Genomic DNA, 16,378 nt, shown 5'->3' with positions numbered 1-16,378 from the left:
TGAACCTGATACACACTAAAAGCGACCCGCGTCATTTCGAAACAGCTACTGACGGGCAATCGCCGGTTAACGGCTGTTGCAACCGTCTTACCCGCTGTGTAACTATGACCGCGTGTTGCGTCTGTGATCATGCGTTCAGGGCTTCTCGAGTCGGGCGCTGAGGACGCCCGGCTCACTGCAGTTAGTGAACTATTCTTAGCTGCCGCTAATTGCTACTCAATACATCTTCGCTCCACTCGCCGCTCTTATGAAGGCTCATGTGGGAGCCGTGAGACATCACCTCCAGATTATCGTGTCGGTTGTCCCATGGGATGCCGTTCTTGTGGTGTACATCGTTATCACAGACGGCTTCAAATCCGAACTCAGCAACCGCAACCAAGCGGTGTACGAGGACCTTCTGCATCTCGTACTCGTGTTGCGATTGCCACATCTCATACCCTTTCGTGTGATGTCCGAAGTGGGGGACTTGATTCCGATTGCATTCCTCCACACCGTTCATCTTGTTCCGGGTGTCGATCCCATGGCGATCCATCCACCGATGAACGGTACCACGACCACAGCCCAACTTGTCCGCTATTTCGCGTTGGCTGAGTCTGTCGCCGTGATATAGGTCTCTGAGTGTTTGTTCGCTACGCCACGGCGCATCGGCGGTGGTATCAGCGTTTTTCATGGCTATGCTCTACAGCGCGTTCGTCTCGACAGTGTATGATTCGGGAGCTTCCCATTCTCCACTGTCTTCGGCCTGGAATCGTGCGACGAGGGCCTCTCGAACGTATCTGCTTTTGTTCCCGTCCTCGCCAGCGCGACTCTCCAGATCCTCCAACATTTCATCGGGCATCGTAAACGACGGTCGCGCCATATCACTACCATAGTAAAGCATCACCATAATGCTATCGGATAGTATTTGGTTAAAATGGTACTTCTGGATGCTACATTCTTATGGTGCTGTGGTAGAATGGCAACACTATGACCGAACGAGACAAGCAAATCTCGGCGTACGTTACGGAGGAAGAGCAGCAGAAGATTCGGGTGAAAGCTGCTAAAGAAGGGTACTCAGGAGTATCTGGATGGCTTCGGGATTTGGCACTTGGCGAATTAGAGGAGGATACAGAGGGAAATCCGAAGACGGTTCAGACAGTAGCGACAGCTGACTAATTCGCTTCTGCAGTCTCTCGCGGATCGAACTCAACAGGCGCTTCTAACTCTTCGTCGGTCGCTTCGTACTGTTTCGCGTTCGTGTCTCCGAGCATTCTGATCAAATCGTAGTCGGCCATCTTAGTCGCCGTCCAGTACGGGTAAAGCAGTTATTGGAAGGCTATTGATCTATCAGTTCATGATACCAAAGTAATTAGCGAGTAGTTTTAACAGAGAAAGGGAAGAACGCTCAGGCAGTTCCGATTTTTAAAACGGAGATACATTGATTTACATGACTGAAAACAAGACTAATCCCGACATTTTACTTGTAGAGGATAACCCCGGGGATGTTCGATTAACTCAGGAAGCCTTTCGGAAGGCCGAGTTTGACGTGAGAATGCATATTGCCACAGATGGCATTAAGGCGATTGATTTTTTGAGGAGCGATGAATCACCGTGTCTTGATTTTGTGTTGTTGGATTTGAATCTGCCACGCAAAGACGGACTTGACGTATTAGAGGAGATCAAGGGGGATCCTGAAATGGAGCAGCTCCCGGTGCTTGTACTGACCAGTTCGACGGCCAGAGAGGATGTCATTTCGAGTTATGAGCAACATGCGAACGCGTACTTAACGAAGCCAGACAATCCTGAGACGTTTGTTGATTTAGTCCAAGCTGTTGAGAATTTTTGGATTGGGAGGGCTCGATTGCCGTCCTGCTCTTAAGTGGTTTAGAGCAAGACTGCCACCTGAGAGAACTCTCGATAGTAAGTACGCACACGTAGTTACCGAATCAGGCGTATCCGTTCCGCTCCCGATTCTGAATGAAGAGATCGTATTACCAACTACCGCTATTCCTCTGATTCAAGCCACTCGTCCAGCTCGCCGAGCTCCCCATCCGCGCAACCAGGTGATCGTACTCCGCGGGGTCGAATCGATACTCATTCTCCTGTAGCAGCGTGACGTAGAAACGCGACTCAGATAGTGAGACAGTCTCGCCGGTCACGGCACAGACGGCCGTCCCGTCGTGGTTGGTCGTTCGACGGGCCACGGCCAAGACTAGCCAGTCGTCGCGATCGGGCGGTGAGCGACCGCGGAAGCGTTAGGTTCGGGACTGCGTGTCGGGCATAGGGGGACAGTCGGGACTCGAGGGGCGTAGTTCCATCAGGAAGGTGGAATGCGAGGACCGTGGTCCTGTTCTCCCTGAGTGGCCGACCGTCCGGCCATGCGGAGTGTCTCTGTCCCGTGGGATATCGCTTCGGGAGTGACTCAGTGGGTGAGAGACGGCTACTGGTCAAACATCCAGGCAACGCTAAAGACGACGAGAATCGGCAGGATAACCCCTAGTGTGATGACCGATGTCGTCTCGATGTGCGTGCCCCCAAGTGCGAGGTTCCCACCGATTACGGCAAGCGCACCAACAGCCGCGAGGACACAGCCCGTGGACAGCCAGTCAGTTGGCTTGTAAAACTCCATACAAGATGGGCAGTAGCTGTGCATATAGTCACGGAACCGGCTTATGCAGGCCCACCGGCCGAAAACGGCCACGCGTCGGCCAACTCGAACAACGGCACCACGTCGGTCGTCGCGTAGTGAATGAGAATTGCCTCGGGAGGATCGACGGCACACGGCGAGTGTGTGACCGGTGTGATGGACAGAAAGCGGAGTACGACGGCTGTAAGACCTACACCGAGGTGAACGTCGCCGCCGCTCGAGACGAGCGGGCACAGCGCGAGGGCGGCCAGCGGAATCTTGCCGGCGACTATTGACAGTAACCGTTCCCGGTTTCCGCTAGCTTTTTGCTGTCTACAGAGTGACACATAGCCAGCTCGTTCAAGGTCGTGTCATCTTTCCGAATGTTAGTCAGTTTTCTTGAAATTTGTCATGGAACCATATATTTAGAGAAGTCCGCCAAATGTGTGTACATTCGTAAATTTATATTACGCATTCTGGCAGGCTGAGAACGGATTCGCCATCGTGTATAGTTTCAGATGGCATTGTTGCCAGTAATAGTCGATGGAAGACAATACACCGATAGACGAACCTCAAGAATCAATTACAAACAAACCAGAAAATCCCTGCCCACTGACAAATTTAACGGCATTCAAGCGGGACCAGTTGTTTGTTATCAGGTTGCTGGCCTCTCAGAATCCACATGGACTCGTCATCAAGGAGAAACTTGACGACTACTATGATGATGAAATCACTCAGGGGAGATTATATCAGAACCTGAGGGAGCTTATCGAAGAAGGGTACGTTGAGAAGTATCCACTTGACGGGAGAACCAATGCATACCGTCCAAGTGAGTTTGGGGACGCTAGTCTTGAAGCACACCTTGAGTGGGAACGGTGTTGCTTCTCTCAGAATGAGGACTGAATAAGACAGGCAAACGTTCCGTTCGCTTATCTACTGTCGGACTATGCCGTCATAATAGTCCGGCAGTATCGGAGTAGGAGTTGACGTTACAAGACCTCATTCGTAGCAGTAGTCGGTAATGCGGTTTCTTTATTCAGAGTAATCTGTGAAACTTGTGGTCAGTACAGAGCAAGCAGTTACCGAAGCGGATATCGATTTGACCAAAATATGCCAAAAGTCTCCTGCTGAATATAGAGGATGTATGCATCACGTTAATACCATCTCTCCGGCAACTGCCGGAACCCGGCTGCTGAATATAGGGGCTCGGCCTCGTTTAGACGCTAGCCTAGTGAGAGCAGCTCTGAGGCGTAATTCTGATCCAATATGCGAATCGTCGCCGAGAACTTCGACTACCGTTCGAGGCGATGATCATATAGCCTCGGTAGAACGCGAGATTGTGGTGACGGGCTTTTGTTCGATAGCACCTCTTACTTTCGCGTGACGACACCCGACTGTGGGTTCTATCGCCTTTGAATCTCGTGTCTAAATACGGCCCATGGACACTATTCAGCGGGTGGTTCCGTCCATATCCACCCGGATGAACCCCTCCAGCGCCGGTCTGTGATGCCCCGGGGAGAGATTACATATCCGGTGGTGCCGTAATGACTCTATGACAGGTAGGGACTCGCCTGACGAGGACGAGACAGGAGAAAATCAATCCCTCCATCCCAACGAAGTCGAGGAGCGGGTCCGAGACGCGCTCGATCACTCACAAAGCGGCGCACCCGCTGCCGGCGCAGCCGTTCGCGACTGGTTTTCGACCGACGAGATTTTCCAGCGGATCGTCGCGACAGCTGAAGAAGAGATCGACTCGAGCAACCGCGAGCTGTTTTACAGCGGATTGGCAGCCGGATTCGCGATCACACTGACGTTCCTCGGTCACGCCGCAGTCGCGGCAGCGGTGCCCGGTGAGCCGACCGGCTTACTGGCAGCGACGCTGTACCCGATCGGGTTCCTATTCATCGTCATGGGCCGGTACCAGCTGTTCACCGAGAACACGCTTCCACCGGTGACGCTGGTGTTGACCCGTATCGCCAGTCTGCCGCTCCTGTTACGTCTGTGGATGATCGTTCTCGTAGGCAACGTCTTGGGTGCGACGATGGGCGCGCTAGTACTGGCGAAGACTGGTGTGTTCTCCCCCGAATCGACGCAGTTGGCCGTGGAGTTCGGATTAGATGCCGTTAAGACGCCGTGGTGGGATCTGTTCTTCAAGGCGATCTTCGCTGGATGGCTCGTCGCGGGCATGGTCTGGCTCAACCATGCGACGCGTGACTCGACCGCCCGTCTGCTGCTCATTTATGGGATCATCTATATGATTCCAGCGACCGGACTCCATCACGTCGTCGTCACATCCTGCGAAGCCATGTACTTGGTGTTCTCCGGTGCAGCCAGCCTGGCAGCCGTCACCGTGGATCTCTTCCTCCCGGTCCTCCTCGGCAACACGGTCGGAGGCGTAGTCCTCGTGGCATTGCTGAACTACGCCCAAACCCGTGAACGGAGGTTCCCCAAGCAGCAAGAGCGAGGGGCCCAGCTCACGCGATCGGAGTGGCTGTTCGGGAGTCTCGCAGGCCGGTCTCGAGTGCCACCCGCAACGGAAGCACCAAGTTCGGAGTGACTGGGACGACGAAAACCCCGCATGGCACCAGGTGAACCTGTCTCTGCGTTCGTTGCGATACTAAATACGCGCTGTGTATTCAGCACGACGCTACGAACCCCACTCGAACCTGATAGAACGCTCGCTGGTCAATAAGCACAGGTAGTTACCGAACTGGCCGATTCAATTTCGCGTATAATTCTGACTAAAGAAATCGTGCTACGATCTACTGGTAGGTGAAAGCGTGTCGGCGTCTAGGCCATCCTTGTGTTTGTCGACAATCAATGACCGTTTCCCACCTTCGATACTATTTTGCTGTCCACAGGGGTGTGTCATAGAACAATTCACATGGGATTTTTTGCCCCATTCGGACTGAACTATCTGTTCACTATACCTGCATACTTACCGCTGTAACTTTTATCATATACGAGTATATTATAAGAATCGTATTGAATGCAGGGCGCGTATCTCTCACAACCCTGTTTCCGGTGGATTGGTAGGTTTACGTTGGTGATAAAATATGACGAGGCTGATTCTGTCGGCTCCATCGTTTATTTAGAGCTATTTGCAGAATTCGGTCAGTTCTTGGTTGAGTTTTTCTTTTTCCTCGTAGAAGAGTGCATGACTACTCTCCTCGAAGGGAACGAGCTCCGTGTTTTCGATTCCGTCGTGGAGCTTCTCCGCCGTCAGCTCGAACGGACAGGCCTGATCGTGGACACCGTGACAGATGAGCGTCGGAACAGAGATGTCTGCGAGGTCGGAACGAAGATCCATCTCCGCGACCGCTTCGATCGAGTCAGCCATGGCCTGCGGCGACGATTCCATGCTCATGTTCCAGAGCCAATCTTTCAGCTCGGGACTCGGGTCGGAGTGAAACAACGAATCACCGAAGTCACTGCTTACTTTCGCCCGGTCCTCATAGCATCCCTCGGCAAGGTCCATGAACGCGGCTTCATCGACGCCTTCCGGAAAGTCGGATTTCTCGGTCAAAACAGGGCTCGCAGCACCAAGCAGCGCCAGTTTTGACACGTGTTCTTCGTTATGCCGACTCATATACCGAGTGACGACTCCCCCACCCATCGAAAAACCCGCGAGTGTTACGTCATCGACATCAAGTTCATCGAGAACCGTCTTGAGATCGTCAGCGAACATGTCGAAATCGTATTCACTCCAGGGTTTACTGGACTGTCCGTAGCCACGGAGATCGATACCGATACACCGTACGCCCTCCCTCGGGAGTTGGATGTACTGATATTCGAACATCCTGTGGCTCAGTGGCCACCCATGAATAAACACAAGCGGATTACCTGATCCCCAGTCCTGAACGAACAGTTCTACACCTTCTCCAACGTCTATTCGGGCCATATTGACCAAGGTTCAGTCCCACATGAGAGCATATAAACACCTAACCAACTCTCTTGACTATTTGATTGTTTTCTACAGAGAAAGAATTCTCTTCTATGTATGAGTTCGGTATAAACTTGAAAATTAAGTAGAAAACCGCCGGATCGTCCCGCTTCTGCTTAGAGATGTATTTGACAGAAAGTCTATTTTTGCTGCATAGATTCTCTGGGCCTTATTCAGTAGGTCCTTTCTGATATTCAGCCGAGATGTGGGTAGCCGCTCCGGTAACGCCTTCGCCTGTACTTACCGTTTGTCGGGTAGTCACAGAGAGGAATGGGAACTTTTCTATGACACTCTTGTCCACAGGATAATACGATACCGGCGCGCTCAAGGCGTTCGTCACGGTCGGCCAGCGGGTCGGCCTTCTAACAGTGGATAGTAGCACGATTCCTTTATTCAGAACCGCTCGTGAAACTCACATTCAATACAGTCGAAGGAGATATCATGATTCTCTATACGGACAGTGGATCGTGCCCGAGCTGCTGGAGCATGCCAAAGATATCGAAGTTTGCCCACCGTTCGGCGACTTTCCCGTCATTGACGCGGACGACGTTGATTCCCATTATATCTATGCGGTTACCAGTCGGTTTGATGTCCATGAATGAGCCTTTGTGGGTTCCCGTCGCCCGTCCCCAGAACGAGACTAGGTTACCCTCTGCGATATATCGGTCTACGGAGAAGGTGAGATCCGGAAATGCCTGGTGATATCCTCGGATGAATTCCTTGAACTCTGAAAGTGGTTCTTCTCCATCACCGGTCGGGTCGTGGTACACCTGATCCTTGGTGAGGATCTCGTCCATCTCTTCGATGTCCCCTTCGTTCCATACCACCTCAACGTAGCGGCGAGCGACTTCCTTCGGATCTGATTCGTCGTTTGTCATGCTCAGTATATGCTCTGAGCGGCGATAAACAAATCTCTCAATAACACACATATCGCAGCGAGTTCTCGGTCAATAGGCAGCTGTAGTGTGCAGTAGTTCCGAAGGTAGGATGCTTCGAATAATCTGATTTAACCGAACAGATCAATTCACTTCTGTAGTCTCTCGCAGATCGAACTCGACAGGCGCTTCTAACTCTTTGTCGATCGCTTCGTACTGTGTCGCGTTCATGTCTCCGGGCATCCTGACCAAATCGTAGTCAGCCATCTTAGTCGCCGTCCAGTACAGGGTATTCACTGAACGGTTGCGTATTCCAGCCCCCATTTTACGCTGTAGGTTGGTGCAACGATGAGTGATGGCAGTAACTCAAATTGACCACGTTGGTGAGAACGACCGAATGGCGGAATGCATCGACAACTGTTTCGAAGCCGCCCAAGCGTGCGAATGGTGCGCTGATGAATGCGCTGGTGAAGGCGAGGAGATGGCCAAATGTCTTCGCCTCTGTCGGGATGTCGCCGACCTCACGACGATGCACGCTCGTTTTATGGCCCGCAATTCCAGCTACAGCAGTGATCTCGCGGAGACGTGTGCCGAGGCCTGCGAGGAGTGCGCAGACGAGTGCGAACAGCATGACGAGGAACACTGCCAGGTCTGCGCCGACGTACTTCGTGAGTGCGCCGATTCCTGTCGAGATATGGCCTCGGCGTAGTACTCCCCTCAATCCCATCCAGACGGATTTCTATTTTTACGAGATGCTAGTCCGCACCTGTAGTGTGTAATTGTTCCGAAGATAAGAACCTTCGAATAATATGAGCTAACCGAACAGATCAATCCAGTTTTGCACCCTCTCGCGGTTCGAACTCGACGGGCGCTTCTAACTCTTCGTCGGTCGCTTCGTACTGTTTCGCGTTCGTGTCTCCGGGCATCCTGACCAAATCGTAATCGGCCATTTTGTCGAGATAGTTCCACGCCTGCCGCCACGAGACCGGATTATGCCCCTGTCCCTCGAAGATCTCCCCCTTGTGCTTCCAGTAGGCCTGTTTCATCTCACCACCGGAGATCGGCCCGAGCATGCGCACGATCTCGTACAGCCGTTGGTGGGGCAGCGGCAGACTCCGAAGGTTGTCCTTCCGGATCTTCTGCTTCGCCCGCCCGAACGCGTCCGCGACATCCTCATCGTGGAAGTAGTCGTGGTTGCGCTCGAGCGCCAGCTCCGCTGCGGACATCACCGACTTAATCGCCCACCGAGCAACGCCGTTCGTCTCGTCAGCGATCCATTCGAGGTGCCCGTCCTGGGTTGGATCCCCAGTCAGGCCATGCTCGACGCGGGGCTCGAGAATATCCACGAGCTCGTCAGTACTGTACTTCCGATACTCGATCTGAGAGTCACCGTGGAAGCGAGAGCGGAGATCGCGATCGATTCGGTTGAGCCACTCGACGTGCTGGTGCGTGATCGCGATGGTCGAGACGCCGTCCACGGAGAGCAGATCCTCGAGGACGTCCAGGTCGGGGATCACGTCGGCCTCGTCGAGCACGACGATAAACGGCCCGTCGACGATCTTCTCGAGCATCACGACGAGTTCCTCCCGTGGCTGGTTTCGATGGACCATCGTCCCTTTCGGATATTTCTCGATCGCCTCGTGGAGGATCCCGTTACCAGTCTTGCCCGAGCATTCGATCAGCGCCGAACTGACCGTGGACCGCTGACGGAGATCGCGTAGCATCTGGCGAGCGGTCGCCGTCTTCCCGACACCGCTGGGGCCGTAGATCAGGGTGTCGTTGGCGCGGTGGCCATGTTGGGCGGGCTCGAGCAACCGAGAGAGCGAGTTTTTCTCCTCATGTCGGTGGAGGATGTCGGTCGGGTACTCGTCGTCGAAAACCCATTGTGATTCGATCATATCTCGACAGTCTCACCTCTCCGACAAAAGTGGTGGACCCCGGTTTCCGATAGTTCCGATACAGGAGTTATCAGGGAGATTCGCCAGTACAACCGTCAGGAGAACGGTTTGTCGTTTCCGTTACGGATTCTGAAACCGCTATCAGTAGATAGTAGCACGGTTTCTTTATTCAGAGTATTACGTGGAACCTGCGATAAGTGCAAGTGAAGCACATCTTGTTCAATATAGCTGAACAATTCCCGGACTGTGCGTCAATAGCGGAAGAGAGCGTTGCATGCAGACAACTTGTTTATCTCGTCAACGTTATCTTGTTATACTACGAGCTTCATTCTCGAAGTTGAATCCGATGACTCAGCCAACTGAAGGTGAGACGAGAACATTTGAGCGAACGTTCACAGTTGAAGATGTACAGCAGTTTGCAGAGCTCACTGGTGACGACCAACCCCGTCATACCGAGCCGGATGAAGACGGACGGGTGATGGTACAGGGATTGTTAACCGCGACTCTGCCGACGAAACTGGGTAGCGACAACGAAGTGTTAGCCAGTACGATGGAATTCAACTTTCACCAGCCGGTCTACACCGGCGAACCAATCACATGCCAATCAACGTTTGACACCGTTGAAGAACGAGATGACCGTTACGAATTCACGTCAGACGTTGTTTGTGAGAACGCGGATAATGAGACTGTGTTGACCTCGGCGACTAACGGAATTATTTGGAAAGACGAGTAACTCGATCAACGGTACATACGCATCTGTAGTTACCGAATTGGGCGTATCAGTTTCATGTCTACTTCTGAATAAAGAATCCGTATTACCAACTACTGCTACTCGCTGGTCGCAACGCCGTTGAGGTTCCCAGTACATTTATCCACCACGCACCGGAGCTACATTACCAATAGAACCATGGCTGTAGCCATCAATCCCTCTGATATGGACGACGAAACCTCGCCACCAAACGACGACGGCGACGATGTCCCATTAGGGACGCTTCTGTCACAGGCGTTCGATGACGTCGACGTCGACGTCGATTCGGTAGAGGACGTCCGAGAGATCCGCGAAGACGTATGAAGCTGTTCGTCGATACGAACATTCTCGTCGCTGCGACACTCAACGAATCGGAACGAGGCGATATCGCAACTAAATTCTTGGATTTAGATCGCGAGCTATCGACGATATTCAACCTGATGGAGTTCCGAACCGTATTGGCGAAGAAAAAGCGGCTCAATCAGGACCGGGTTGAGAACCTTCTCGAGAATCTCTGGGATCGGGTGACGGTCTACCGGCCAGACACTGACGATATCCTCACATCCTACTCAGTCCAAGAGCGGACGCTACTGTATCCGATGGACTGCCTTATTCTCTCGACGGCTGAAGAAACAGATGGTGTCCTGGTCACGTTCGATTCTGAACTGCTCGAGAACGGTGCCGTCTCGCCAGAAGAGTTCCTGGACTGATTATTTACCGATCGCGACGTCGTCGGTTGCGGCAACCGTGAACGTTACCCACACCTTCAAGCGACGTGGTATAGTGTCACACTATGCGGCCGCCACGGCCATCAATGTACTGAGTTGACATCCGTGGACCCATCGGCATGCGTGGGCCCATCGGCCGCAATTAGCACCCTTCGCCACCCACTCGGCCAGCACGCCGAGTGGGCGCGAACTTACGACATCGAAAAACAGCCTGACTATTAGCCGATCGCGACGCCGTCGGAAGTCTCGAGGGCGACGTTCGCGACGATCTCCTCGCCAGTTATCCGCCAGCGTCCACGCCGGCGCTCGTAGGTAATCCGATCCCAACCGCCACTCGATCGCGGCTCGAAGACGACCTTCTGGGGCCGTCCACGAGGCGGCGAGTACCGGACAGCGAAACTATCCCGCCGGTCACTCATCGTCGTCCTCCAGGAACTCGGCGATCGCCCGACAGCGCTTGGCGACCTTCTCGTCGGTCAACGGCCGTTCGAACTCGACTCGCATCTCGACCGTGTCACCGCTGGCCGCCATCACGCGGTCACCTCTTTCCAGACGCCGGCGCGCTTCGCAGCCTCGGAGTGTCCCTGGAGCCAGTCTCGAGCCTCGTGTTTCGCGGCGTCGATATCGCCCTGGTCGTGGACGTCATCCCAGTCGTCGATGACCTCGAGCAGATCCGCGAGTGCGGCCGCGATGACTTCGTCGACGACGTCATCGATGTGACTGTCAATCTCTTCGGCAGCCCCGAAGACGTCCAGTCGGCGGTCCTCGAGATCCTCGTCGGCCGAGAGCTCGTAGACGTCTTCGGCGACCGAAACGTACCGCTCGAGGTCTGGCCCGTGGTCATGGTGGCCCTGGACTGCCTCGTAGACATTGTTGTGACAGATCGTCGCGTCGAACGCGTTCGCGTGCTTGTGAGCGAGTTCGTTGAGTCGTTTCCGAGCCTGCATCACCACTCACCTCCGCCGTCGCCGCCGGCACGGATCTCTGGGCCGGCGACCGCATCGGCTTCGCAAGCGAGCTGACGCTGGTGCTCGAGATCTTGTTGAGCCTGCTGTTCGCGGGCATTCGCGACTCGGGCCCTGAGTTCGCGCCGATCGACAACCTTCCCGCAGGAGTCACATAGGCCGCGAGCATCGAGCGGTCGGAGTGCATCGCAGCGTTCGCAGCCGTTGGGATCTCTGCCGGCTATCATAGGTCTGCTCCCTGTTCGATAACATGCTCGAGCGTGTCCTTCGTCGCCTTGCACACGGCGTTGAACTCCTGGAAGTCCGGGAGCTCGTCGCCGGTCGGGACCGTCTGCGCGACGATCTCGTTCAATTCGATGGAGGTGTGGTCGTCGGTCGGTTCGTCCGAAACCGTTTCGTGGATTCGCGGTTGAATACTCATTGTCCTTCTTCCGAGGACACAGGTCGGGTGTTAGAGCACCCGGCCGAGAACCGTTTTCCCGGCCACCCTGCGTCACAGTTACTACTCTATTCGCCAGTACCATAAAGATTGTGCATAATGCACAGTCATTAGCCCCATCCACATCACAATGGCTTAGTGCTTACAACTGGTACTTATGCACATGGCGACTGCACAGTCTCCTCAAGACATGGATGCGGATGACCTGACACGGACAGATCGTGCCATTCTCGACGTGCTGAAAGAGGGGCGCGGTGGAGACGAGCCGTGGGGGATCGCAACGAAAGGGCGTCTCGTCGATGAGACCGACTTCTCGAGAAATAGTGTCTACAACCGGCTCGAAGTGCTCGAGGCTGCAGGCTTCGTTGAACTAATCCACGAGCCTACTCGAGAGTTCAAATTCGCCGAAGACCCACGCGGGGAGGCGGATCGCGATGAGTAGTCCGGCAGATCACCTCCGCTCTGCGGCGGACTACATCGATAATGCGCGGACTGATCTGGATTACGGCGATCTCGAGATGCCGGGCGACGAACTCCAGCGCCAAGTCGCCGGCCTGGACGACGTGGCCCACGATCTCGAAGACACGCTTCGCGAAATCGCGATCCTCATGGAAGTTGAGGAGGTGGACGCTGAGTAGCACCCAGTACACTGACAAGCGAACCATCGACTGGCCTCGAGGCCACGGCTGCACCGACCCAGCCAACCGCGAATCCTATCCGGGCGACCTCACGCCCACGCGCAAAGAGTCGTTCCAGTCGATCGTCGACAAGCTCGAAGCGTGGAAGGCCACCGAGGGAAACGTCCGGACCGAGACCGCCTCGCAGCACTACGTCGACCGGCCGAAATCCCCACCAGCACGACAAGCCCGATGACGCCGGCGAGAGTGGCGAGACGATCGAACAGGACGTGCGTTTCGTCCTGAACTTCGAGGAATTGGACGATGTCGACCGACTCATGCGCACGTCGAATATTTAGCTCATCGAGGCGATCGTCTCTCAACGCCCAGAGAGCATCCGCCAGGCGGCAGCCGCTATTGGCCGTAACTACCGTTAAGTGCATCGAAATCTGAAAGAACTCGAATTATTAGGCGTCCTCGAGTTCGAGACAAGTGGACAGAGCAAGAAGCCGATTCTCCGAGAAGGGGCCGAGAACATCGATTTCTCGATTCGGTCCCCACGGCCTGCTGAAAACGAAGAACGGCCCGGCGCATCTCCGTGAGAACGTTTTGAAAACAGAGTAGGGAAAGGGGTCGCACCTCTAAAGGGGTGGGAATGGGAGATCGGAGGCATCAGCACTGTTTAGTTCTAAACTGCCTCGACTGGTGTTTTTCTGTTGAGAACTTGATGCGGTCTTTGCTGATTGTAGTAATGTGCGAACTGTTCAACTCATATGTGTACGTTTGACCGACTGCCGACCCATGAATTATGGAAGAGGTCGGTTCTTATTTTAGATACGCTCGTGATTAGAGGGTGGCCACCAATCCAGCAGCCGCTGAAACACGGATCCAGAGCTACGCATATTGCTGGAACCAACTAATCTGAACAATGCCGTTATTCGCAAGCCGAACGTTGATTTCCAGACTAGTTGGAGGCAGCATATGGTAGAAGAACATAATCTAGATAGTTTGGTTGCTATCGTCACCGGTGCAGCAGGCGATATTGGTGGTGGTATCACACGTGAGCTAGCGAAGGAAGGTTGTGATCTCGCTCTTGTAGACCTTGGTGTTTCTGAGGAAGCAGCCGAGAGCGACACAAAGCCAGACAACCGCGAGCATGCACTTGAACTTGCTGACGAGCTCAATTCCCTGGGAGCGGAGGCGCGGCTTATTGAGTGTGATGTCACTGACGCAGAGCAGGTCAGGGATATGGTTGAGACAACGGTTGAAGAACTTGGAAGTCTTGATATACTCGCAAGCAACGCTGGTATCATCTCGTATTCGCCCGTCGAAGAGATGGATGAGGGCCAGTGGGATGCTGTTATGGATGTCAATGCAAAGGGGGTATTCCTCTGTGCACGAGCAGCTATCCCACATCTCAAGGGTGGGGGGACGATCATCAACACTGCCTCAATCGCAGGCGAAATCGGATCTAAAGGAATCGCCCACTATTCGGCGTCAAAACACTCCGTCATGGCGCTCACAAAAACACTTGCACTTGAACTTGCCGAGGATGACGTAACAGTCAACGCGATTTGCCCCGGTATCGTTGACACGCCAATGTGGCGCGATGTACTTACGCCTGCTAGCGGTGAGGCTTATGAGGATACGATCCAGCGATCCATTCCGCTTCACCGCGACCAAAAGCCTGAAGACATGGGACGCCTCGCTGTCTTTTTCGCCCAAAATCGCAATATTACTGGGGAGGCGGTCAAGGTTGACGGTGGAATCACTCAAGATGTACTCTAACAATAGACAGTGGTTTATCTATTCGGCATTTGTTAACAGCCACAAGCAACCAGAGTAAGATGAAAAATGAACTGGCTTGATATACCGGTATCAGCGGCACTGTCCAGTTCTGTCCCTCCTTGATTGGTGCCTTTCTATCGAGAGATTGGCGCGGTCTCTGATAGCTGTAATTAATGCACGAACTGTTCAAGCCACTCGCGGACGCTCGCCCGACTGCCCGCCCACGAAGTATGGAGACGGTCAATACTCATTTTGAGGGTGTGAAACCACTTTTCGATGAGGTTTCGATCGGTATAGTTGACTTGGCCGTGAAAATCGCGGTAAGTACAGACAACCCACCAAACGCTCGAGCGCCTCGAGGCAGCGGTTCGCGATCGCTGGGTGACGAGTGGTCGATCTGGGTGACACACTTCTCTGACGGGACGATGCAGGCCTACGCGTACCGCTCGCGCGGCGTCGTCGACAACGATCGTGAGGAGAAAACGCTGGAGCAGGAACGACTCTATACGGACGGCGACAGGGTCGTGTTTCGACGTGTCCATTTTCATCTGGAGGACGTCGTCGACGTTCTTGAAGAGCGTGAGATCGAGGGATGACTACCGCCACTCGCGATACAGCCAGTCCAGATCATTGCGATGCTCCTCGAGCCAGTCCTCAAGATCGACATCGTTCTCGAGCCGTCCGCCGTAGGCCTGAGTGCCGTCGGTGTTGATGGTGTAGGTATCGAGCGTCGCCCCTATCGCGAAGAACTCGTTTGATCGGTAGACCAGTGCCTCGCGGCCACGATCACGTCTGCAACGAGATTTCCCTCGAACGGCGTGGCGAGCGCCTCAACCATTGCCTCGACGTCACCGTCACGGAGCTCCAGGAGTCGCTTCCCGAGCTCGTATCTAATGACGCGTCGATTCCGTTCCTCCTCGTGCATATGAAGTGAACAGACGCGACCCCTCTTATCGCTATCTGGGCCGGACCGACTCTTCCGTTAGCTCCGTGTTGAGATCCCTTCCACTGTGACCGTTGGCTCCTCATCAAATTCGACGAGGACCTGATACCCAGCATATCGGAATTCGATCCGGCCAGATCGCTCTGCCTCATCCGTAGTCGTCGCGAACAGATCACCAAGGGCGTCAGAATCAATACTATTGTATAACGGAGGAAGATCTAAAGGATCTGTATCATCCTTTTGTGCAACACTATCAAGGATACTGACGCAGATGTCTTCTTTCCTAACCGAATTCCCTCCCATAGCGGGTTCTTTACGTGATTGCATTAATAAATGACGAATTTCTTATTTCCAATAGTTATGGCTATTGGGGCTAACTCTCCTCCACAACCATCATGGTTTTACTTGACCGAGTACTACTTACTTACATGGTTTCTGTTGATAAGACGCTAGATCTGTTGCGTAATGACCGGCGGCGGTACACATTGTATTATCTTCAAGAGCAGGATGGACCTGTTCACATAGACGATGTAGTGGAGACGGTTGCCGAAATGGAAGCAGATGCGGCGGAAACGAAATCTGATGGCAATCTGGAAGACATCGAACTGTCCCTGTACCACAAACACCTGCCAAAAACGCAGCCGCTCGAGTTCATCTACTACAACAAGGACGAGCAGACGATACAACTCACCGATGAACCGACCAAATTCGACATGCTGCTCACGGTTGCAAAGGTGTTAGAACAGCCAAGTGGCCAGTAATCCAAGCGGCTACACAATTCGGTTTCAGGAAAAGGAAATGCGAGTGAACCCTGTCGAACGATAGTACC

Annotated in this window: 29 protein-coding genes and 2 pseudogenes; 15 read left to right on the top strand and 16 right to left on the bottom strand. The window is 53.8% G+C overall.

Features of this window, described 5'->3' with window-relative positions:
* Positions 1-205 precede the first annotated feature (205 nt).
* Together PGX04_RS10775 and PGX04_RS10770 are read right to left on the bottom strand one after the other, a co-directional pair.
* Positions 206-670, bottom strand: a complete 465-nt coding sequence (locus PGX04_RS10775) for an HNH endonuclease (RefSeq protein WP_273738494.1) — start codon at positions 668-670, stop codon at positions 206-208.
* Between the two features lie 9 nt (positions 671-679).
* Entirely contained in the window at positions 680-859 is a 180-nt protein-coding gene (locus PGX04_RS10770; protein WP_273738492.1) for a ribbon-helix-helix domain-containing protein, read from the bottom strand.
* A gap of 107 nt (positions 860-966) precedes the next feature.
* Here PGX04_RS10770 and PGX04_RS10765 point away from each other — a divergent pair, with 107 nt between their 5' ends.
* A complete protein-coding gene (locus PGX04_RS10765) occupies positions 967-1,155 on the top strand; it encodes a plasmid mobilization protein (RefSeq protein ID WP_273738491.1) in 189 nt (62 codons plus the stop codon).
* Here PGX04_RS10765 and PGX04_RS10760 read toward each other — a convergent pair.
* On the bottom strand, positions 1,152-1,274 hold the full coding sequence (locus tag PGX04_RS10760; RefSeq protein ID WP_273738490.1) for a hypothetical protein: 123 nt from the start codon (positions 1,272-1,274) through the stop codon (positions 1,152-1,154). The genes PGX04_RS10765 and PGX04_RS10760 overlap by 4 nt on opposite strands.
* A gap of 152 nt (positions 1,275-1,426) precedes the next feature.
* Here PGX04_RS10760 and PGX04_RS10755 point away from each other — a divergent pair, with 152 nt between their 5' ends.
* The gene (locus PGX04_RS10755) at positions 1,427-1,858 is read left to right on the top strand and encodes a response regulator (RefSeq protein WP_273738489.1); all 432 of its coding nucleotides are present in this window, start codon (positions 1,427-1,429) and stop codon (positions 1,856-1,858) included.
* Between the two features lie 561 nt (positions 1,859-2,419).
* Here PGX04_RS10755 and PGX04_RS10750 read toward each other — a convergent pair.
* Positions 2,420-2,608 (bottom strand): hypothetical protein, encoded by a 189-nt coding sequence (locus PGX04_RS10750; RefSeq protein WP_273738488.1) that lies wholly within the window; start codon positions 2,606-2,608, stop codon positions 2,420-2,422.
* Positions 2,609-2,724: 116 nt separating this feature from the next.
* On the opposite strand from PGX04_RS10750, the gene PGX04_RS10745 reads away from it, so the two are divergent.
* The 3 genes from PGX04_RS10745 (at position 2,725) to PGX04_RS10735 (ending at position 5,162) form a co-directional block, all read left to right on the top strand.
* A complete protein-coding gene (locus tag PGX04_RS10745) occupies positions 2,725-2,901 on the top strand; it encodes a hypothetical protein (protein ID WP_273738487.1) in 177 nt (58 codons plus the stop codon).
* Positions 2,902-3,148: 247 nt separating this feature from the next.
* On the top strand, positions 3,149-3,508 hold the full coding sequence (locus PGX04_RS10740; RefSeq protein WP_273738486.1) for a PadR family transcriptional regulator: 360 nt from the start codon (positions 3,149-3,151) through the stop codon (positions 3,506-3,508).
* Positions 3,509-4,157: 649 nt separating this feature from the next.
* Positions 4,158-5,162 carry a formate/nitrite transporter family protein gene (locus PGX04_RS10735; protein WP_273738485.1) on the top strand — a complete coding sequence of 335 codons (1,005 nt, stop codon included), beginning with the start codon at positions 4,158-4,160 and terminating at the stop codon, positions 5,160-5,162.
* Between the two features lie 540 nt (positions 5,163-5,702).
* Here the strand turns inward: PGX04_RS10735 and PGX04_RS10730 are convergent.
* The 3 genes from PGX04_RS10730 to PGX04_RS10720 all read right to left on the bottom strand — a co-directional run bounded on the left by PGX04_RS10730 (position 5,703) and on the right by PGX04_RS10720 (position 7,690).
* Entirely contained in the window at positions 5,703-6,506 is an 804-nt protein-coding gene (locus PGX04_RS10730) for an alpha/beta fold hydrolase (RefSeq protein WP_273738484.1), read from the bottom strand.
* A gap of 491 nt (positions 6,507-6,997) precedes the next feature.
* Positions 6,998-7,426, bottom strand: coding sequence for an ester cyclase (locus tag PGX04_RS10725; protein WP_273738483.1), 429 nt, complete (start codon positions 7,424-7,426; stop codon positions 6,998-7,000).
* Between the two features lie 141 nt (positions 7,427-7,567).
* Complete coding sequence (locus tag PGX04_RS10720) at positions 7,568-7,690, bottom strand: hypothetical protein (protein ID WP_273738482.1); 123 nt, start codon at positions 7,688-7,690, stop codon at positions 7,568-7,570.
* An 88-nt stretch (positions 7,691-7,778) separates the two neighbouring features.
* On the opposite strand from PGX04_RS10720, the gene PGX04_RS10715 reads away from it, so the two are divergent.
* On the top strand, positions 7,779-8,132 hold the full coding sequence (locus PGX04_RS10715; RefSeq protein ID WP_273738481.1) for a four-helix bundle copper-binding protein: 354 nt from the start codon (positions 7,779-7,781) through the stop codon (positions 8,130-8,132).
* A 118-nt stretch (positions 8,133-8,250) separates the two neighbouring features.
* Here the strand turns inward: PGX04_RS10715 and PGX04_RS10710 are convergent, their stop codons facing one another.
* Entirely contained in the window at positions 8,251-9,321 is a 1,071-nt protein-coding gene (locus tag PGX04_RS10710; protein ID WP_273738480.1) for a Cdc6/Cdc18 family protein, read from the bottom strand.
* 346 nt (positions 9,322-9,667) lie between these two features.
* On the opposite strand from PGX04_RS10710, the gene PGX04_RS10705 reads away from it, so the two are divergent.
* The 3 genes from PGX04_RS10705 to PGX04_RS10695 all read left to right on the top strand — a co-directional run bounded on the left by PGX04_RS10705 (position 9,668) and on the right by PGX04_RS10695 (position 10,779).
* A complete protein-coding gene (locus PGX04_RS10705; RefSeq protein WP_273738479.1) occupies positions 9,668-10,054 on the top strand; it encodes a MaoC family dehydratase in 387 nt (128 codons plus the stop codon).
* A gap of 201 nt (positions 10,055-10,255) precedes the next feature.
* On the top strand, positions 10,256-10,393 hold the full coding sequence (locus PGX04_RS10700; RefSeq protein ID WP_273738478.1) for a hypothetical protein: 138 nt from the start codon (positions 10,256-10,258) through the stop codon (positions 10,391-10,393).
* The gene (locus PGX04_RS10695) at positions 10,390-10,779 is read left to right on the top strand and encodes a type II toxin-antitoxin system VapC family toxin (RefSeq protein ID WP_273738477.1); all 390 of its coding nucleotides are present in this window, start codon (positions 10,390-10,392) and stop codon (positions 10,777-10,779) included. Before PGX04_RS10700 ends, PGX04_RS10695 begins: the two co-directional genes overlap by 4 nt.
* Positions 10,780-11,015: 236 nt before the next feature.
* Here the strand turns inward: PGX04_RS10695 and PGX04_RS10690 are convergent, their stop codons facing one another.
* The 4 genes from PGX04_RS10690 to PGX04_RS10675 all read right to left on the bottom strand — a co-directional run bounded on the left by PGX04_RS10690 (position 11,016) and on the right by PGX04_RS10675 (position 12,183).
* A complete protein-coding gene (locus PGX04_RS10690) occupies positions 11,016-11,216 on the bottom strand; it encodes a hypothetical protein (RefSeq protein ID WP_273738476.1) in 201 nt (66 codons plus the stop codon).
* A 111-nt stretch (positions 11,217-11,327) separates the two neighbouring features.
* Entirely contained in the window at positions 11,328-11,744 is a 417-nt protein-coding gene (locus PGX04_RS10685; protein ID WP_273738475.1) for a hypothetical protein, read from the bottom strand.
* Entirely contained in the window at positions 11,744-11,989 is a 246-nt protein-coding gene (locus PGX04_RS10680) for a hypothetical protein (RefSeq protein ID WP_273738474.1), read from the bottom strand. Before PGX04_RS10680 ends, PGX04_RS10685 begins: the two co-directional genes overlap by 1 nt.
* Positions 11,986-12,183, bottom strand: coding sequence for a hypothetical protein (locus PGX04_RS10675; protein ID WP_273738473.1), 198 nt, complete (start codon positions 12,181-12,183; stop codon positions 11,986-11,988). The genes PGX04_RS10680 and PGX04_RS10675 overlap by 4 nt, the downstream gene beginning before the upstream one ends.
* A 181-nt stretch (positions 12,184-12,364) precedes the next feature.
* Between PGX04_RS10675 and PGX04_RS10670 the strand changes: the two genes are divergently transcribed.
* Genes PGX04_RS10670 through PGX04_RS10660 form a run of 3 tightly spaced genes read left to right on the top strand, consistent with a single transcriptional unit; the run spans position 12,365 to position 13,074 of the window.
* Complete coding sequence (locus tag PGX04_RS10670) at positions 12,365-12,643, top strand: helix-turn-helix transcriptional regulator (protein ID WP_273738472.1); 279 nt, start codon at positions 12,365-12,367, stop codon at positions 12,641-12,643.
* Positions 12,636-12,839: a hypothetical protein gene (locus PGX04_RS10665; protein WP_273738471.1), complete on the top strand. Its 204-nt coding sequence runs from the start codon at positions 12,636-12,638 to the stop codon at positions 12,837-12,839. Before PGX04_RS10670 ends, PGX04_RS10665 begins: the two co-directional genes overlap by 8 nt.
* Entirely contained in the window at positions 12,817-13,074 is a 258-nt protein-coding gene (locus PGX04_RS10660; RefSeq protein ID WP_273738470.1) for a hypothetical protein, read from the top strand. Before PGX04_RS10665 ends, PGX04_RS10660 begins: the two co-directional genes overlap by 23 nt.
* Positions 13,075-13,506: 432 nt before the next feature.
* On the opposite strand, the pseudogene PGX04_RS10655 reads toward PGX04_RS10660, so the two are convergent.
* Positions 13,507-13,650: pseudogene (locus PGX04_RS10655) on the bottom strand (integrase core domain-containing protein); the annotation flags it as partial.
* Between the two features lie 149 nt (positions 13,651-13,799).
* Here PGX04_RS10655 and PGX04_RS10650 point away from each other — a divergent pair.
* The gene (locus PGX04_RS10650; protein WP_273738469.1) at positions 13,800-14,606 is read left to right on the top strand and encodes an SDR family NAD(P)-dependent oxidoreductase; all 807 of its coding nucleotides are present in this window, start codon (positions 13,800-13,802) and stop codon (positions 14,604-14,606) included.
* A gap of 115 nt (positions 14,607-14,721) precedes the next feature.
* Here PGX04_RS10650 and PGX04_RS10645 read toward each other — a convergent pair.
* A pseudogene (locus PGX04_RS10645) lies at positions 14,722-14,914 on the bottom strand (IS6 family transposase); the annotation flags it as partial.
* On the opposite strand from PGX04_RS10645, the gene PGX04_RS10640 reads away from it, so the two are divergent.
* Positions 14,909-15,202, top strand: coding sequence for a hypothetical protein (locus tag PGX04_RS10640; RefSeq protein WP_273738551.1), 294 nt, complete (start codon positions 14,909-14,911; stop codon positions 15,200-15,202). The pseudogene PGX04_RS10645 and the gene PGX04_RS10640 sit on opposite strands and share 6 nt — an antisense overlap.
* Positions 15,203-15,342: 140 nt before the next feature.
* Here PGX04_RS10640 and PGX04_RS10635 read toward each other — a convergent pair whose 3' ends face one another.
* Complete coding sequence (locus tag PGX04_RS10635; protein WP_273738468.1) at positions 15,343-15,531, bottom strand: hypothetical protein; 189 nt, start codon at positions 15,529-15,531, stop codon at positions 15,343-15,345.
* A 57-nt stretch (positions 15,532-15,588) separates the two neighbouring features.
* The gene (gene ddfA / locus PGX04_RS10630; protein WP_273738467.1) at positions 15,589-15,852 is read right to left on the bottom strand and encodes a DdfA family disk-determining factor; all 264 of its coding nucleotides are present in this window, start codon (positions 15,850-15,852) and stop codon (positions 15,589-15,591) included.
* A gap of 125 nt (positions 15,853-15,977) precedes the next feature.
* Between ddfA and PGX04_RS10625 the strand changes: the two genes are divergently transcribed.
* Positions 15,978-16,310, top strand: coding sequence for a DUF7344 domain-containing protein (locus tag PGX04_RS10625; RefSeq protein WP_273738466.1), 333 nt, complete (start codon positions 15,978-15,980; stop codon positions 16,308-16,310).
* Positions 16,311-16,378 lie beyond the last annotated feature (68 nt).

This window comes from Natrinema soli (genome assembly GCF_028618695.1).
This window is presented reverse-complemented; position numbering and strand designations above follow the sequence as displayed.

Excerpts from the sequence above, each read along its gene's own strand:
- PGX04_RS10775 (WP_273738494.1), bottom strand. The coding sequence starts at position 670 with ATGAAAAACGCTGATACCACCGCCGATGCGCCGTGGCGTAGCGAACAA.
- PGX04_RS10770 (WP_273738492.1), bottom strand. The coding sequence starts at position 859 with ATGGCGCGACCGTCGTTTACGATGCCCGATGAAATGTTGGAGGATCTG.
- PGX04_RS10765 (WP_273738491.1), top strand. The coding sequence starts at position 967 with ATGACCGAACGAGACAAGCAAATCTCGGCGTACGTTACGGAGGAAGAG.
- PGX04_RS10760 (WP_273738490.1), bottom strand. The coding sequence starts at position 1,274 with ATGGCCGACTACGATTTGATCAGAATGCTCGGAGACACGAACGCGAAA.
- PGX04_RS10755 (WP_273738489.1), top strand. The coding sequence starts at position 1,427 with ATGACTGAAAACAAGACTAATCCCGACATTTTACTTGTAGAGGATAAC.
- PGX04_RS10750 (WP_273738488.1), bottom strand. The coding sequence starts at position 2,608 with ATGGAGTTTTACAAGCCAACTGACTGGCTGTCCACGGGCTGTGTCCTC.
- PGX04_RS10740 (WP_273738486.1), top strand. The coding sequence starts at position 3,149 with ATGGAAGACAATACACCGATAGACGAACCTCAAGAATCAATTACAAAC.
- PGX04_RS10735 (WP_273738485.1), top strand. The coding sequence starts at position 4,158 with ATGACAGGTAGGGACTCGCCTGACGAGGACGAGACAGGAGAAAATCAA.
- PGX04_RS10730 (WP_273738484.1), bottom strand. The coding sequence starts at position 6,506 with ATGGCCCGAATAGACGTTGGAGAAGGTGTAGAACTGTTCGTTCAGGAC.
- PGX04_RS10725 (WP_273738483.1), bottom strand. The coding sequence starts at position 7,426 with ATGACAAACGACGAATCAGATCCGAAGGAAGTCGCTCGCCGCTACGTT.
- PGX04_RS10720 (WP_273738482.1), bottom strand. The coding sequence starts at position 7,690 with ATGGCTGACTACGATTTGGTCAGGATGCCCGGAGACATGAACGCGACA.
- PGX04_RS10715 (WP_273738481.1), top strand. The coding sequence starts at position 7,779 with ATGGCAGTAACTCAAATTGACCACGTTGGTGAGAACGACCGAATGGCG.
- PGX04_RS10710 (WP_273738480.1), bottom strand. The coding sequence starts at position 9,321 with ATGATCGAATCACAATGGGTTTTCGACGACGAGTACCCGACCGACATC.
- PGX04_RS10705 (WP_273738479.1), top strand. The coding sequence starts at position 9,668 with ATGACTCAGCCAACTGAAGGTGAGACGAGAACATTTGAGCGAACGTTC.
- PGX04_RS10700 (WP_273738478.1), top strand. The coding sequence starts at position 10,256 with ATGGACGACGAAACCTCGCCACCAAACGACGACGGCGACGATGTCCCA.
- PGX04_RS10695 (WP_273738477.1), top strand. The coding sequence starts at position 10,390 with ATGAAGCTGTTCGTCGATACGAACATTCTCGTCGCTGCGACACTCAAC.
- PGX04_RS10690 (WP_273738476.1), bottom strand. The coding sequence starts at position 11,216 with ATGAGTGACCGGCGGGATAGTTTCGCTGTCCGGTACTCGCCGCCTCGT.
- PGX04_RS10685 (WP_273738475.1), bottom strand. The coding sequence starts at position 11,744 with ATGCAGGCTCGGAAACGACTCAACGAACTCGCTCACAAGCACGCGAAC.
- PGX04_RS10680 (WP_273738474.1), bottom strand. The coding sequence starts at position 11,989 with ATGATAGCCGGCAGAGATCCCAACGGCTGCGAACGCTGCGATGCACTC.
- PGX04_RS10675 (WP_273738473.1), bottom strand. The coding sequence starts at position 12,183 with ATGAGTATTCAACCGCGAATCCACGAAACGGTTTCGGACGAACCGACC.
- PGX04_RS10670 (WP_273738472.1), top strand. The coding sequence starts at position 12,365 with ATGGCGACTGCACAGTCTCCTCAAGACATGGATGCGGATGACCTGACA.
- PGX04_RS10665 (WP_273738471.1), top strand. The coding sequence starts at position 12,636 with ATGAGTAGTCCGGCAGATCACCTCCGCTCTGCGGCGGACTACATCGAT.
- PGX04_RS10650 (WP_273738469.1), top strand. The coding sequence starts at position 13,800 with ATGGTAGAAGAACATAATCTAGATAGTTTGGTTGCTATCGTCACCGGT.
- PGX04_RS10635 (WP_273738468.1), bottom strand. The coding sequence starts at position 15,531 with ATGCACGAGGAGGAACGGAATCGACGCGTCATTAGATACGAGCTCGGG.
- ddfA (WP_273738467.1), bottom strand. The coding sequence starts at position 15,852 with ATGGGAGGGAATTCGGTTAGGAAAGAAGACATCTGCGTCAGTATCCTT.
- PGX04_RS10625 (WP_273738466.1), top strand. The coding sequence starts at position 15,978 with ATGGTTTCTGTTGATAAGACGCTAGATCTGTTGCGTAATGACCGGCGG.